Consider the following 15,427-nt stretch of genomic DNA (forward strand, 5'->3'; position numbering starts at 1 on the left):
TCCCACTCTTTTGGTTTCTCCACTGTCATGACTATTAGGAATCAGTCCTACATAAGCTGACAGTTCTTTTATACTCACAAAACGGTTTATATCTGCTATTTCAGTTAAGAGAATCATACTTGTCAAGGTACCTATTCCTGGAATAGTCTTCAGAAGTTCAGCATCAGTTTTATATCTGGGTTGCTCTGACAGCTCTTTGATTTGTTTCTTTAAGATGGCTGATTGTTGATTAAGCATTTTGTATTCACTCAATAATGCCTGAAAACTCAGATTCCCATTGCCCCCAGGTGAAAAATTATCCAGATACCTGATGAAGTCTTTTGACCAGTTGCTTGTTTGCAATTCAACAGGGATAGCTTCTCCAAAATACATCAGAAAGAATTTTATCCGATTCTTTACCCGGGTTATATCTCGGGTAAGTCTATCATAAACTCTCAGTAGTGACCTGTCCTGCTGTTGTTCCAATGGAGGAACATAAAGGGCTTTAAAATCTCCGTTTTTTAGCCCTCTGGCCAACTTTCCACTATCTATGCTATCACTCTTACGACGTTTCTCCTTATCACTTGTAGGTACATCTGCAGGGTGAATTACTATACAATTAATACCTGCTGAACTTAACTGACGTTGAATATTGAATCCTGCAAATCCCGCTTCATACACACAATGAATATCGGCTCCGGGATAATGTCCCTTCAAGTAGGCAGAAAGTTGTACACTATCTGGTGGTTGGGTAAAGGAGTTAAGCATCAACTCTTTAGACATCACTGTCACTTTCCAACTCTTTAAATGTGAATCAATCCCTACATAGATTGATTCTCCGCTAAAATCTCTTACTTTTGTTTTCATATGCTTCGGTTTTTGCTTTTCACTTCTGTTAACTTAAAGTTACTGTGAAACTGATTCCGAAGCTATTTTTTCAAACATACAAACTAAAAAGTAGCAGCCTCATTGGATTATGTTACACCAGACTAATCTTCTTACCAGTTTGAGCAGCCTCATAAATGGCAGTCAGGTATTTCATATCTTTCAAACCCTCTTCGCCAGAAATATGTGCCGGAAACATTTTTGTCTCCTGAAACTCCCTTGCAATGGCTTCTAACATATTAGCCTGATGATGTACAATTGGCAGATTCAATTCTCCCTGACTGGTGCGGCCTTTGATAGGGCCATAGCTATAAGCAGGGCTTAGGTGAATAAAACCTTGCTCGTAAGTAGCAAATAACTGCTCGATGTTAGTTTTATAGGAGGTAAAACCGTTGACAGTAACCGCATCAGGAAAATCAAACTGCCAGGAGAGCGACTCTTCTACATCTTTGAAACGGGTAGGGTCAGTAATAGGGCCGAATTGGGCAGTAACAGCTAAAGGCTCTTTACCTGTTATGTAGCGGGCACCTTGTACACAATAAACGCCTACATCCATCAATGGGCCACCACCTGCCATAGCTTTTTTCAATCGCCATTGAGTAGGGTCGCCGATAGTAAAACCGAAGTTTGAATTAATGAACTTGACATTTCCGAAAACCTTTTCACGGCTCATTCTGATAATTTCTTTCGTGAATGGCTCAAAGTGCATACGATAGCCTATACCTAACTGGACTCCGGCATCTTTGCAGGCTTTTATCATTTCCTGACAATCTTTTACCGAATTTGCCATAGGCTTCTCGCACATGACGTGTTTGCCCGCTTTCGCTGCACGTATTACATATTCGTGGTGCATAGAGTTAGGTAAAACCACATACACTATATCAATATCTTTATTATCAGCTATCTGGTCAAACGTCTGGTAGTTATAGACATTCTTTTTCGGAATGTTATATTTTTTCATCCATTCTTCTGCTTTAGCAGGTGTTCCTGTTACAATACCTGCCAGATAACAGTTAGGTGTTTGCTCTAAACCAACAGCTAACTGATTTTTGGCATAACTTCCTAAACCCACCAGCGCAATACCCAGTTTCTTACCTTCATATTTAGGTTTAGATTCAGGGATACTTACCAGAGATGGTATGGTAAAAGCGGCTGCTGTGGTGCCAAGCCCGACACCTAAGTTTTGTAAAAACGAACGACGAGTTTGATTTTCGGCCATTAGAGTATGGTTTTTATACTATTAATTGTCAATACGATAGGTTACAAAAGCTAATTGCTTGCTGTCAGGCGACCAGCTTGGTACATTAATAGTGCCCTGCCCTCCAAAAAACACCGTTGTTAAATCCTGAATTTTTCTGGTTTTCAGGTTCATCAGGCGAAGTTTAACATCTTTGCCAAATGGGTGAGAGGCTTTCTGGTCTTGTATATAAGTAATGAATACAATCCACTTACCATCAGGCGAAGGATGTGCAAACCAACTGCTGTATTCATCGTTGGTGAGTTGCTCCTGATTGCTACCATCGGGTTTCATGCGGTAAATGTGCATTTTTCCGGTTCGGTGAGAGTTGAAATAGATGTATCTGCCATCGGGAGAATACTCGGGGCCATCGTCAAGGCTTTGCGCATCGGTCAGTCTTTTTTCTTCCCCACCATTTACAGGAATACTATATACATCAAATTCTCCGTTTCTTGAAGCGCAATAAACTAAGGTTTGTCCGTCAGGAGAAATACCATGCCAGTAAGAGGGCGCTTTTTCTGTAATTAGTTTAGGTGTACCACCTTCGATAGGTAAGGTGAAAATACGTGAGGTACCACCCTTATTGCCTCTCATGGTGCTATCATTGTGGCTGATAACAATCATTTTACCATCAAAACTAATGCCGTGGTCGTTGTTACACCTGTTGGCAAAGTCAGTATTGATAGTGCCTAATTTTTCGCCGGTAGTAGAGATTTTCTCTAATAAGCCTTTGGCGTTAATAATAAAATACTTGCCATCTCTCGACCAGTTAGGTGCTTCAAAATGGCGTTTTTCTTTGAGTATTACGGTTCGTTTGCCTGATTTTATCTCGATTGTTTCGAGGGTGCTTTCCACATTCTGAGGAGTCTGCGCAAACACAGCTATAGGAAAGATATAGAATAAAAATTTCATAGAATTGAATAAATTAGGCTTATAGTTGAATAGAAACCAAATGTATTCAATTTTTAATGAAATTTCTATAGTTATAGAACCGAATTCTCCGGCTTCCCGCCTAATTTATAAGGATAATCAGTCGTATAGTGTAATCCGCGACTTTCTTTACGCTTCATGGCACAACGAATTACTAATTCGGCGCATTGCACCAGGTTTCGTAGTTCACAAAGTTTTACAGAGAGCTTGGTTTTCTTATAAAATTCTTCTGTTTCATCTTTTACAAGTTTCAGGCGGCGTAAGGCACGTTCTAAACGGAAATCAGAACGGACAATCCCTACGTAGTCAGACATCATGCGTTGTACTTCACGCAGATTGTGTGTAACCAGAATTTCTTCGTTCGATTGTTCTGTGCCAAATTCGTTCCAGTCAGGTACGTTTTCCTGAAATCTTATTTTATCAACATCTTCCATTGCCTGAAAGGCAATACGGTGGCCGAAAACGGCTGCCTCTAACAATGAATTGGAAGCTAAACGGTTGGCTCCGTGTAATCCGGTAGATGAGCACTCACCACAGGCAAACAGGCGGTGGATAGTAGAATGTCCGAACTCATCAACCAGTATACCTCCACATAAATAATGCGCGGCAGGTACAACCGGAATCATATCTTTGCTTATATCAAGCCCTATGCTCAGGCATTTTTCGTAAATATTAGGAAAATGTTGCAGAATTAACTCTTTAGACTTGAACGAAATATCTAAATATACATGGTCTTCACCCGATTTTTTCATTTCAGCATCAATTGAACGGGCCACTATATCACGAGGGGCAAGCGAGCCACGAGGGTCGTAGTTCTGCATAAATTCTTCCCCTCGTTTGTTTTTCAATACGCCACCTTCGCCTCTTACAGCCTCTGTGATCAAAAAACTTGGATACTCGCCCGGATTGTACAAAGAGGTTGGGTGAAACTGTATCATTTCCATATCTCTTACTCGTCCCTTGGCACGGTATATCATGGCAATACCGTCTCCGGTAGCAATCACAGGATTAGTTGTAGCAGAATAAATATTGCCTGCTCCACCGGTAGCCATCAGGGTAATCTTTGATAAAATGGTTTCTACCTGACCTGTATGCACATTCAGGGCATATACCCCAAAACAGGAAATATCATTTGTTTCACGTGTAACTTCAATACCCAGATGGTGTTGTGTAATAATTTCAACGGCATAATAATGCGTCAGAATTTCAATATTCGGGTTTTTGCTTACCTGTTCAAGTAATGCTCTTTCAATCTCTTTGCCCGTAATATCTTTATAGTGTAGTATTCTCTTTTCAGAGTGTCCGCCCTCACGTGTCAGGTCATATTCTGAACCATGTTTGTCGAAATTCGTTCCATAATCTATCAGTTCCTGAATACGGTCGGGACCTTCAGTTACCACAATCTCTACAATTTTGCGGTCGCAAAGCCCATCTCCGGCAATAAGGGTATCGCTGATATGTTTTTCAAAAGAGTCGGTTTCAGGGTCAAAAACGGCAGCTATACCCCCTTGGGCATATTTGGTATTGGTTTCGTCGGCATTTACTTTCGTCAGAATCAATACTTTTCCTTTGGCTGCTGCCTTGAGTGCGAAACTCAAACCCGCAATACCGGAACCTATTACTAAAAAATCTACTTTTTGCATCGAGATAAAATTTGAATACTTATCAATAAAATTTTATTGAGTAGCGGTCTGTTAGGTTATTCAAATATGAGTATTTACTCGTTAAGTAAAATAGATTTGATTTTTAATATACCGTCCCTACGGGACTTAATGCTCATATATATATTTTTATTAGCTACCAATATATTATCCCTACGGGGACGCCCAGTCGGGATATTTTAAGTCCCATAAGAACGGTATATCGGTAGAAAATTCAATACCCTCTGAGTTAAATATCCCGTAGGGATAATATATTCTTTTCAAATACTAATTTCATTTAATAAGTACATCCTAATTATTCAGTTTTACAAAACCCCCATCAATCAGGTAATCACAACCTGTAATAAATCCTGCCTCATCAGAGCATAGATATACTGCTAATGAACCGATTTCTTCGGGTTTTGCCATACGGCCAATGGGTTGTGTCTTCGATAATTTATCAAACATTTCTTTTTCTTTGCCGGGATAAGTTTTTTTCAGGAAACCATCTACAAAAGGTGTATGTACACGGGCAGGAGAAATGCTATTGCAACGAATATTATATTTCAGGTAATCTTTGGCTACTTGTAAGGTCATGGTATAAATGGCCCCTTTGCTTACAGAGTAAGCAAACCTGTCAGGAATTCCTACTGTGGCAGCAATAGAAGCCACATTCAGAATTACGCCGCCTTTTGTTTTCAGGTGAGGCATAACTGCTTGCAGGCAATTATAAGTCCCTTTTACATTTACATTAAAAACCTTGTCAAAGTCTTCTTCACTGGTACTTTCAACAGTACCTATGTGCGCAATTCCTGCATTATTTACCAATATATCAATGGCATTTTCTTTAGCTATTTTGTCAACCGCTTTTTTTACTTCTTTTTGTTTCGAAACATCAACCTTATGAAAATAGGCTTCACCTCCATTGGCATTAATCAGGTCGGCTTCACGTTCTGCCTGGTCTATATTTAGTTCAAATATATGTACAGTGGCTCCTTGTTTAGCAAAAAGTCTGGAAATCGAAAGGCCTATGCCGCTTGCACCTCCGGTTATGATGGCTACTTTATTATCAAGACGAAACATTTTATAAAAAATTAATGGATTAAATTTGTTGCGTATTACTTAAAATTTTCGTCAAAATTAGCAGTCAATTCGGTAAGTAAAAATATTTCTAAATACATTTGTCGAAATGATAGATGTATTTGCCTTTTGTATTTTGCTAAAAAGATTTTATTTCACATAAAATATTATTTGAAAAGGACTTATGAAAATTCAATTCTACGGAGCAGCGCAACGTGTAACCGGAAGCAAACACCTGATTACTACTCAGAAAGGAACAAAAATTCTGCTTGATTGCGGCTTATTCCAGGGCATTAATACCTCCGAATTAAATCTACACTTTGGCTTCGATGCGAAAGAGATAGATATTCTGGTATTGAGTCATGGGCATATAGACCATACAGGCTTAGTGCCCAGATTAGTTAAAAAAGGATTCAGAGGACAGATATACTCTACCCATGCTACTAAAGATTTGTGCGACATTATGTTGTATGACTCAGCCTATATTCAGGAAAAAGATTTAAAAAGAGTCAATGAAAGAAGACAAAAACGGCGTGAGCCTCTTCTGGAACTATTATATGGTGAAGAAGATGTAAGAAACGCACTGGCATTATTTAAAACAGTAGATTATCGTACGCCTTTTTACCTGGAAGAGGGTGTAAAGGCAGAGTTTTATGATGCAGGACATCTTTTAGGCAGTGCAGGCATCTATCTGACTTTTGAAGAAACCGAGCGTACAAAAACATTATTCTTTACGGGTGATGTAGGCCGACCTAATGATAAAATACTCCGTAGCCCTGAAGCATTTCCGCAGGCTGATTATATTATCAGTGAGTCAACGTATGGTGATAGATTGCATGAGCCTGAAATTGATATGAAGGCTCACTTGTTGAAGATTGTACACGATACCTGTGTGGTCAGACGTGGTAAACTGATTATTCCGGCCTTTGCTGTTGACCGTACGCAAGAATTAGTGTATGCCTTAGACCAACTGGAAAGTGAAGGACGATTGCCCAGGATACAAGTGTATGTAGATAGCCCATTAGCCGTAAAAGCTACAATGGCTATGAAAGAAAACGAAGAATCTTTTAATCCTGATATTCTGGAGTATATCAAGCATGATGGTGATGCTTTTGACTTTGACAATCTACATTACATCAGCGAAGTGAATCAATCAAAAGCTTTAAATTCTTACAAGGAGCCTTGTATTATTATTTCTGCTTCGGGTATGGCAGAAGCAGGGCGAATCAAACATCATATTGCCAATAATGTGGAGAATCCCAATAATACTATACTACTGGTTGGGTATTGCTCACCTGAAAGTTTAGGGGCTGTTTTGAAGGGAAGGCCAGAGCATGTAAAAATATTTGGTGAGCTACACAAATTAAATGCTAAAGTAGAAGTAATGGATTCTTTCTCTGCTCACGCAGATTATGCTGAACTGATTACCTATCTGGGCTGCCAGGATGCTTCAAAAGTAAAGAGCTTATTTTTGGTACACGGAGAATTACCAACCCAACTGGCATTTAAAAACCGTCTGTTATTGGCAGGGTTTAAAAATATTCTGATACCTGCTCAGGGCGAAGGATTTGATTTGTAACTGTGTGGTAATATTGTGGTGCGAACCGAGCGACGGTCGCGTCCCGTTCGCAGTTGGCATAGAAAATTATATAACTATTTTAACTTGACAAAGAATGAATAATTATTGTTGTTGAATAGTCATACTTACAAACTACCAAGGAACTTATAGGCACGGCGAACGAGACGCGACCGTCGCTCGGTTCGCACCACAATTTTGCCGTGAATCTTTTCTCCGATTAGAAAAATTAATCATAGCTTTGTATAAAAATTTCAGATGTTATGGCAGTTATTGACATCTTTGCACTTCAATTGCTATGATTTATAGCATTAACAAACATTCCGAATGAAAATCGCCATTCACGGCCGGAAATTCAATGTGGAGTCTGTACCTTATGTACAGCAGGTTTTTGATGAATTAGACAAATACAAAGTTGAAATTCAGTTATCAGAATCCTTTAAACGTGTCTTGTTGCAATCAGGTATTCAACTGAACTGTAGAAATGTCTATACTACGTCTCAGGAAATATTCAATGCTGACCTCGCATTCAGCCTTGGGGGCGACGGTACATTTCTTGAAACACTTTCTCATGTAGGTAAACGAGAGATTCCAATCCTTGGTTTTAACTTCGGAAGATTAGGCTTTTTAGCTGCTATTTCTTACGAGCAAATAGAGGCGACCATAGCGCAATTAGTGAATGGTCAATATGATATTGACGAAAGAACAATGCTTTCTGCGTTTTCGGAGACTGAATTATTTGAAGAGGGCATGAATTTTGCACTGAATGAAGTGGCCATCTCTAAAACCGATACTTCTTCAATGATTGTGGTACATGCCTACATTAACGGAGAATTTCTGAATACTTATTGGGCTGATGGATTAATGGTAGCCACAGCTACCGGCTCAACAGGATATTCATTGAGTTGCGGAGGGCCTTTGGTAATGCCACATTCGGCAAACTTTATCATTACGCCTATTTGTCCGCACAATCTCTTTGTAAGACCTATGATTGTGTCAGACGATAGTATTATTTCTCTCAAAGTAGAAAGCCGGAGTAATAATTATCTCGTTTCTATGGACTCAAGAGCTAAGATTATAGCCTCTGAAGAAGAAGCTACTATTACAGTCAAAAAAGAGTCTTTTAAAGCAAGAATGATAAGAATGGATGGCAATAATTTTCTAAATACGCTAAGAAGTAAACTAAAATGGGGCGTTGACGCCCGCAATTAATAATAAAAGTTTTAATCATACGTTAAATAATTCAGACTAACATTGCTATTCCATATGAAATTTCTAAACAGAAAAGGAGCATTATTAAAGACTGTACTTTGTTTTTCTCTCGTACTGATGATTGCCGGAGAAAATTTTGCGCAAAATGGTATGTTCAGTAAGAAAAACAAAGTCTACCGTTATTCTTACATAAGCATTGGAGGAGGGTCGTCTCATTATTTTGGTGATTTATCACCTTACAGTACTTTTTATTATGCTTTATATACCAATGTTCGTTGGAATGGTACTATTAACTATACACGTCAGCTTTCACCACAGTTCGGAGCCCGTTTTGCCTTTACCTATGCCCGCATTTTAGGAGACGATTTTACGTATTCACAAAGAAATTTAGAGAAATTTCATAGCTATTATTTAAGAAACCTGCATTTCCGGAATGATATAAAAGAATTTACTATTTCAGGGGTATTCAATCTTTTACCGCAATATGGTAAGGGTCAGCAAGGCAGAAGTAAATTTATGCCTTACGGTGTTTTAGGTATTGGTTTTTATGGCCATAATCCTATGGCAAGAGGGCCTGTAAATACCGCAAACGGTGGCGTAGAATTATCAGACTGGTTGCCTTTAAAAGAATATAAAACATCAGGGCAGGATTTAGACCCCACCCGTCCTAAATCATATTCTCTGGTACAGATGGTATTTCCGGTTGCTTTAGGAGTAAGAATGAAGATTAATGAAAAAATAGATTTACATTTTGAGGGAGGATTAAGAGTAACCCCATTTGATTATATAGATGATGTAGGCGGAACTACCTATGTTAATCCGGCTTTATTAAATTCGGCAGAAGCCAAAGCTTTTGCTAACCGTGCCGGCGAAGATTATTCTGGCAGAACAGGTAAAGACAGAATACCGGTATTTGCACAGGTTATTACAAGCCCGCCTTACAATGTTGCTGCCGGAAACCCAACCCCAAGTTCATTGGGTGAAAGTTATGTTGGCTATAGCCCAACAGCAACAAACCCTACTATCAGAGGTAGTTCGAGATGGGATAGCTATTTTCTGACACAAATTACTATCAGTTATATTATTGGTAGTACAGTTAAATGTCCGCCAATCAAATAATAAAAAACATAAACCTGATTATTTCATAGCTTAAGCTGACTGTATCTGTGAAAAAAAACCTTTTTCTGCTTTTACTTCTTGGAACATTACCTAAACTGCAAGCCCAGATGTGGGAGGTAGGCGCTGGCGTAGGTGGAATGAATTATAAAGGCGACGTACTCTATAAATTTAAACCTTTTGTAGTGGGGCCGGGGGCCAATATCTTTGCCAGAATGAACTACAGCCGTTCGCTTTCTATCAAAGCAAACGCATTGATTGGCAAAATACATGGAAGCGATGACGCCATAAAAGACCCATTTCATAGAATAAGGGGGTTTAGTTTTAATGCCAATATTATGGAAGCAGGGGGGCAAATAGAATATAATTTCATGAATTTCAGAACCAGTGCTTCTCGTATAGTTAATAACTGGACGCCCTATGTATTTGGCGGAGGTGCTATAACCATGCGGACTACTAACTATACCATAAAGAATCTGATAGACCAAGGGGGTGGGGTATATATTTATAATGGAACTACAACCGGTAGTAGTAATACCCGTATCAACTCGTGGATTTTAGGACTGGGTTTTAAAAAAGAATTAAATGCCCGATGGAACTGGGGAGTAGAGTTTGGTACCCGATGGATTAATGATGATTTCTTAGATGGTTTTGGGTATTACAAAGATGGTACTTATGACAGAGACGACGTTGCGCCTGCTATTATCACAGACTTTGTATTGCTTAACCGTAAAAGGGGTGTGCCTGGTACCCGGGCAAAAGACATGTATTACTACACCAATTTCTCAATCAGTTATTTATTCTACAAAGTGCATTGCCCACCTAACCGAAGATAATTAATCCGTTTTAGGCTTTGATACGAAAGAATCTGCTGTTTTTTGTTAAAAAATATTAACAAAAGTCTACAAATCTGTAAAAACTTATCAAACAAAGTTCTTTTTTCCTAACTTTGCAATCCTTTTTATTATTCAGTAGTATTGCTGGCTGATAATTCATCAATTGATAATTGTTTTTTACGTGAAAGAAAACATTAATTTAAGCAATTTACCCAAACATATAGCCGTTATAATGGATGGTAATGGACGCTGGGCTAAAAAACAGGGTGCCATGCGTATATTCGGACATCATCATGGTATTAAGTCCGTAAAAGATACCGTTGAGGGTTGTGTGGAACTGGGTGTAAAATACCTGACACTTTACACGTTTTCAACTGAAAACTGGAACCGCCCAAAGCTCGAAGTAGAAGGTATCATGCAGTTGCTTATTAAAACAATTGGTGAAGAAGTGCCGGATCTGAATAAGAATAATGTTCGGTTAAAAGCTATTGGTGACATAGAATCGCTACCCAAATCTGCACGAAAAAAATTACTTGATTCTATCGAATTAACAAAAACTAATACAGGCCTCACTTTAACCCTGGCACTGAGTTATAGTGGTAAATGGGAAATTGTAGAAGTAACCAAAAAAATTGCTCAACAAGTAAAATCAGGGGCATTAGCCATTGAAAATATTACAGAAGAGGTATTCTCTTCGTTTTTAGCTACAGGAGAAGCACCGGATGTGGATTTAATGATTCGTACAGGTGGCGACCATCGCATAAGTAATTATCTTCTCTGGCAGTTGGCTTATGCAGAATTGTATTTTATGGACGATTTGTATTGGCCTGAATTCCGCCGGCAACATTTATTTGAGGCTATCTATGAGTACCAGCAGCGTGAAAGACGCTTCGGAAAAACAAGTGAGCAATTACCTTCTGTAAAGGTATAATATATATGATAATGATTTTTACAAGTAAAAAGTACCAGTTTAACCAATCTCTACCCGGGATAAACATTACTACAATCAAGAAAGGTCTCCTTTTTATTGCACTTCTATTTTCTTCAACAGGAATATTTGCTCAGTTAAGGATTGGTGTGGGAGCCCGGGCTGACCAGGCCAGAGACAATGGAGTTTCTTACGAAAGACCACAGGAATATACCATCTCTAAAATTACCGTTAGTGGTATCAGGTTTCTTGACCCGAATACGCTTATTTCTGTTTCAGGATTGAGTGTCAATGATAAAATCCTGATTCCCGGCGAAAGAATCAGTACCGCCATACGCCGTTTGATGGAGCAGGGAATTATTGAAGACGTAGCTATTAACATTACCAAAATAGATGGAGATAAGGTAGAATTAGACCTGAATCTTCGCGAACGCCCTCGCCTCAATAAATTTACTTTTAAAGGTTTGCGTAAAGGTGAAATTGAAACCGTAACCGAAAAAGTAAAAGGAAACAAGGGTAAGGTAATTACTGATGCCTTGATTAAAAATATTCAACTGACTATCAAGAAGATATATGTTGATAAAGGTTTTTTGAATACCAATGTACAAATCAAGCAGGTAATAGATACTATTCGTGCCAATAATGCGGCACTTATCATTAATGTTGATAAGAAAAAGAAAGTAAAGATTGATGATATTCAATTGATTGGGGTAGAGGAATTGCCTGACTGGAAAGTGCTGGCAAAGTTGAAAAGTACTAAAATCAAAGCACCATTAAGAATCTTTACGCCTTCCAAATTTATCCCGAAGAAATTTGAAGAAGACAAAGAGAAACTGGTTGAATACTATAACAAAAAAGGTTACCGTGATGCACAGGTTACGTCTGACTCTACTTTCTCGACAGACGGTAATAATCTGAAAATAATATTAAATATCAACGAGGGTCAAAAATTCTATTACCGTAATATTACCTGGACAGGCAACTATCTGCGTAAAACAGAAGACTTACAAAGAATATTAGCCATAGAAAAAGGCGATGTTTATAACCCGGAAGAACTGAACAAAAGAATCAATGGTATTCCGCAAGGAGACGTGAGCTCGGCTTATATGGATGATGGCTACCTGTTTTTTAGCTGTACACCTGTTGAGGTAGCGGTTGAAGGGGATTCTATTGATATTGAAATGCGTATTATAGAAGGCAAACAGGCTACTATTAACCGCATTATATTAAATGGAAATACCAAAACCAGCGACCATGTAGTAATGAGAGAGCTTCTGACTCGTCCGGGGCAGAAGTTTAGTAAGACCGAGTTGATAGAGTCGCAACAGATATTGGCGAGAATGAATTACTTTGACCCACAGAAAATAGAGCCAAAGCCTATTCCGCAAGCTGATGGTACGGTAGATATTGAGTATAATGTAGAAGAAAAACCAAGCGATAATATTGAGTTATCAGGTGGCTGGGGTGGTTTACAGGGCTTTGTAGGTACTTTTGGGGTTATTTTCAATAACTTTTCTGCCAAAAATATTACCAATCTTTCTAAGTGGCGTCCACTACCTGCCGGAGATGGTCAGAAATTAGCTTTACGTTTGCAAGCCAGTGGTAGATTCTATCAGACCTATTCTGTTTCATTTACAGAGCCTTGGCTGGGTGGTAAAAAACCTAATTCGTTTACTGTGAGTATTTTCCATACTTCTTCTGATAACAGAGCTTACCAGAGAGCATTGGAAAGACAATATGGTAACAATCCGGCTTTGCTTGCCATGTATGGTGCAACCAGTAGTATGTATAACGGGTATTTCAAGAATACAGGGGCATCAGTAACGTATGGTAAACGCTTAAACTGGCCTGATAGAAACTTCAGCTTTAATGCCTCATTGTCTTACCAAAGATATAATGTAGATAACAGTTACTTCATTCCGGGATTTCAGAAAGGGATAGCCAATGACCTATCGTTAATTACCTCAATTTCGAGATATTATTTAGATAATCCGCAATTTACCCGTTCAGGTTCTCAGTTTACTTTAACAGCCACCTTTAATCCTCCTTACTCTGTTTTAAGAGGAACACCTGCGGCTGATAAATTCAAATGGATTGAAGGACATAAGTGGATGTTTGACGGAGACTGGTACACACCATTGGTTGGTAAATTTGTATTACATGCGAAAGCAAACTTAGGATTCCTTGGTAAATATAGCGGTAGTTCAGAATACAGTCCGTTTGGTCGCTTTATCTTAGGGGGTGCCGGATTAGGTATGCAGAATGCCATGAACGTGGGTGCTGACCTGATTGGTTTGCGTGGTTATGAAGAAGGGGTAGTACACGAATTATCGATGGATGAAGCTGAAAGACTAAGAAAAGGGGAAATTACATTGAGCCGTCTGGGTGGTTTAGCCTATAGTAAATATACTGCCGAAATCCGTTATCCGGTATCGCTGAACCCACAAGCAACAATCTTCCTTCAGGTATTTGCCGAAGCGGGTAATAGCTGGGGTAGCTATAAAGACATTAATCCTTTTAAACTACGCCGTACAGCGGGTGTAGGAGCAAGAATTTTCATGCCTGCTTTTGGTTTGTTAGGTCTTGACTTCGGACAGGGCTTCGACCCTATTCCGGGTATCCCGAATCGTGGTCTGAAATCATTTACTTTCAGTATAGGTCAGCAAATCAGATAAAAGGATTTTGTTAAATTCTGTTAATAAGATACAAGCTTTGCTTTGCCAGCGTTAATAAGGCAATTAAGTGTCTGAAATGTCGTTAGTAATTGACCATAGAATAAATTATTAACCTATATTATCCATTCGTAATTATTTTTGAATGAAAAAGACAATAATTTTGCTATTTTTGGCACTCTTTTCTGTACAGTCTTTTGCACAAAAGTTTGGGTACATTGATTCTGAGTTCATTACAAGCAAGATGCCGGAGTACAAAAAAGCCCAGGAGGATATGGAAAAATATTCGGAAAAATGGGTGCAGGATATTCAGACCAGATACACAGAATTAGAAAAAATGCGTCAGCAATATCAACAGGAAGAGATTTTATTGACTGCTGAAATGAAGCGCGAACGGCTGAAAGCATTAGAAGATAAGGAAAAAGAGGTAAAGGAACTGAACAACAAGGTTTTTGGCATGAATGGCTTATTGTTTGCCAAGAAAAAGGAAATAATGAAGCCGATTATGGACGATATTTTCAAAGCCTGTTCAAAAGTTGCCCGCCAGAAACAATTAATGTTTATTTTTGACAAAGCAGCAGATATAAGCATGATTTACACAGATCCTCGCCATGATTATACCGATTATGTGATGGAGTCGTTAGGAATTTCGTTAAAGGAAGATAAAACTCAAAATAACCAAGTAACCAAACCAAAAAATTAGTAACAAAATGAAAACAAAGTTTTTTGCCTCTTTAATTGCGGCTATAATGTTTGTCGGTATTACTGCGAATGCTCAACAAAAAATCGGATATACCAATGTTGATTTCATTCTTAACAGCTTACCAGACGCTAAAGATATAGAAACCAAATTGAAAACTGAGAAAGCACAATATGATAAATTGTTGCAGGATAAAGTGGCCGATTTTCAGAAAAAGTATGAAGATTATCAAAAAAATGCGGCTACTATGTCTCCGGTAATCAAAGCTGACCGTGAAAAAGAATTACAAAACCAGAACAATGCTATTCAGGAATTCCAACAAAATTCTGAAGGTGCATTGCAACAAAAACAACAACAATTGTTGGCTCCGGTATTAGACAAAATCGACAAAACTATCAAAGATGTAGCTAAGGAAAATGGTTACACTTATGTTTTCAATACCGATGCGGGTCCTGGTACTACACCAATTTTGTTAGTTGCTCCAGATGCGGATAACATCTCTGACCTTGTATTCAAGAAATTAGGTGTAACTCCTCCGGCTAAAACAGCTGCAACAACAAACACGCCTGCTACTACACCAGCAGCCACTCCAAAGAAAAACTAATTAAGTTTTTTTATATAAAGAAAGCCGCAGAA

General features: G+C 38.6%; 13 protein-coding genes. 8 read left to right on the plus strand and 5 right to left on the minus strand.

Features of this window, described 5'->3' with window-relative positions; all coding sequences use genetic code 11:
• From EWM59_RS22880 to EWM59_RS22900, 5 genes are all read right to left on the minus strand, one after another.
• A partial coding sequence (locus EWM59_RS22880) for an IS110 family RNA-guided transposase (protein WP_130023579.1) occupies positions 1 to 846 on the minus strand: 846 nt, incomplete at its 3' end.
• A gap of 112 nt (positions 847 to 958) precedes the next feature.
• Complete coding sequence (locus tag EWM59_RS22885) at positions 959 to 2,083, minus strand: Gfo/Idh/MocA family protein (RefSeq protein WP_130023580.1); 1,125 nt, start codon at positions 2,081 to 2,083, stop codon at positions 959 to 961.
• 21 nt (positions 2,084 to 2,104) lie between these two features.
• Positions 2,105 to 3,013: a TolB family protein gene (locus EWM59_RS22890; protein WP_130023581.1), complete on the minus strand. Its 909-nt coding sequence runs from the start codon at positions 3,011 to 3,013 to the stop codon at positions 2,105 to 2,107.
• A gap of 71 nt (positions 3,014 to 3,084) precedes the next feature.
• The gene (gene nadB / locus EWM59_RS22895; protein WP_130023582.1) at positions 3,085 to 4,674 is read right to left on the minus strand and encodes an L-aspartate oxidase; all 1,590 of its coding nucleotides are present in this window, start codon (positions 4,672 to 4,674) and stop codon (positions 3,085 to 3,087) included.
• Positions 4,675 to 4,983: 309 nt separating this feature from the next.
• Positions 4,984 to 5,754, minus strand: coding sequence for an SDR family NAD(P)-dependent oxidoreductase (locus EWM59_RS22900; protein WP_130023583.1), 771 nt, complete (start codon positions 5,752 to 5,754; stop codon positions 4,984 to 4,986).
• A gap of 181 nt (positions 5,755 to 5,935) precedes the next feature.
• On the opposite strand from EWM59_RS22900, the gene EWM59_RS22905 reads away from it, so the two are divergent.
• The 8 genes from EWM59_RS22905 to EWM59_RS22940 all read left to right on the plus strand — a co-directional run bounded on the left by EWM59_RS22905 (position 5,936) and on the right by EWM59_RS22940 (position 15,395).
• Positions 5,936 to 7,330, plus strand: a complete 1,395-nt coding sequence (locus EWM59_RS22905) for an MBL fold metallo-hydrolase RNA specificity domain-containing protein (protein ID WP_130023584.1) — start codon at positions 5,936 to 5,938, stop codon at positions 7,328 to 7,330.
• A gap of 324 nt (positions 7,331 to 7,654) precedes the next feature.
• Complete coding sequence (locus tag EWM59_RS22910; protein WP_130023585.1) at positions 7,655 to 8,539, plus strand: NAD kinase; 885 nt, start codon at positions 7,655 to 7,657, stop codon at positions 8,537 to 8,539.
• Between the two features lie 54 nt (positions 8,540 to 8,593).
• A complete protein-coding gene (locus EWM59_RS22915) occupies positions 8,594 to 9,658 on the plus strand; it encodes a hypothetical protein (RefSeq protein WP_130023586.1) in 1,065 nt (354 codons plus the stop codon).
• Between the two features lie 47 nt (positions 9,659 to 9,705).
• Entirely contained in the window at positions 9,706 to 10,491 is a 786-nt protein-coding gene (gene porG, locus EWM59_RS22920; protein ID WP_130023587.1) for a type IX secretion system protein PorG, read from the plus strand.
• 181 nt (positions 10,492 to 10,672) lie between these two features.
• Positions 10,673 to 11,422 carry an undecaprenyl pyrophosphate synthase gene (uppS, locus tag EWM59_RS22925; RefSeq protein WP_130023588.1) on the plus strand — a complete coding sequence of 250 codons (750 nt, stop codon included), beginning with the start codon at positions 10,673 to 10,675 and terminating at the stop codon, positions 11,420 to 11,422.
• Positions 11,423 to 11,433: 11 nt separating this feature from the next.
• Positions 11,434 to 14,094: an outer membrane protein assembly factor BamA gene (bamA, locus tag EWM59_RS22930; RefSeq protein WP_130023609.1), complete on the plus strand. Its 2,661-nt coding sequence runs from the start codon at positions 11,434 to 11,436 to the stop codon at positions 14,092 to 14,094.
• Positions 14,095 to 14,236: 142 nt separating this feature from the next.
• On the plus strand, positions 14,237 to 14,794 hold the full coding sequence (locus EWM59_RS22935; RefSeq protein ID WP_130023589.1) for an OmpH/Skp family outer membrane protein: 558 nt from the start codon (positions 14,237 to 14,239) through the stop codon (positions 14,792 to 14,794).
• Between the two features lie 7 nt (positions 14,795 to 14,801).
• Positions 14,802 to 15,395 (plus strand): OmpH/Skp family outer membrane protein, encoded by a 594-nt coding sequence (locus tag EWM59_RS22940; protein ID WP_130023590.1) that lies wholly within the window; start codon positions 14,802 to 14,804, stop codon positions 15,393 to 15,395.
• Positions 15,396 to 15,427 lie beyond the last annotated feature (32 nt).

Source organism: Emticicia agri (assembly GCF_004168285.1).
Classification (GTDB): domain Bacteria; phylum Bacteroidota; class Bacteroidia; order Cytophagales; family Spirosomataceae; genus Emticicia; species Emticicia agri.

Coding starts and splice junctions, on each gene's coding strand:
- EWM59_RS22935 (WP_130023589.1), top strand. CDS start 14,237: ATGAAAAAGACAATAATTTTGCTATTTTTGGCACTCTTTTCTGTACAG.
- EWM59_RS22885 (WP_130023580.1), bottom strand. CDS start 2,083: ATGGCCGAAAATCAAACTCGTCGTTCGTTTTTACAAAACTTAGGTGTC.
- EWM59_RS22910 (WP_130023585.1), top strand. CDS start 7,655: ATGAAAATCGCCATTCACGGCCGGAAATTCAATGTGGAGTCTGTACCT.
- EWM59_RS22905 (WP_130023584.1), top strand. CDS start 5,936: ATGAAAATTCAATTCTACGGAGCAGCGCAACGTGTAACCGGAAGCAAA.
- EWM59_RS22890 (WP_130023581.1), bottom strand. CDS start 3,013: ATGAAATTTTTATTCTATATCTTTCCTATAGCTGTGTTTGCGCAGACT.
- EWM59_RS22940 (WP_130023590.1), top strand. CDS start 14,802: ATGAAAACAAAGTTTTTTGCCTCTTTAATTGCGGCTATAATGTTTGTC.
- EWM59_RS22900 (WP_130023583.1), bottom strand. CDS start 5,754: ATGTTTCGTCTTGATAATAAAGTAGCCATCATAACCGGAGGTGCAAGC.
- bamA (WP_130023609.1), top strand. CDS start 11,434: ATGATTTTTACAAGTAAAAAGTACCAGTTTAACCAATCTCTACCCGGG.
- nadB (WP_130023582.1), bottom strand. CDS start 4,674: ATGCAAAAAGTAGATTTTTTAGTAATAGGTTCCGGTATTGCGGGTTTG.
- EWM59_RS22915 (WP_130023586.1), top strand. CDS start 8,594: ATGAAATTTCTAAACAGAAAAGGAGCATTATTAAAGACTGTACTTTGT.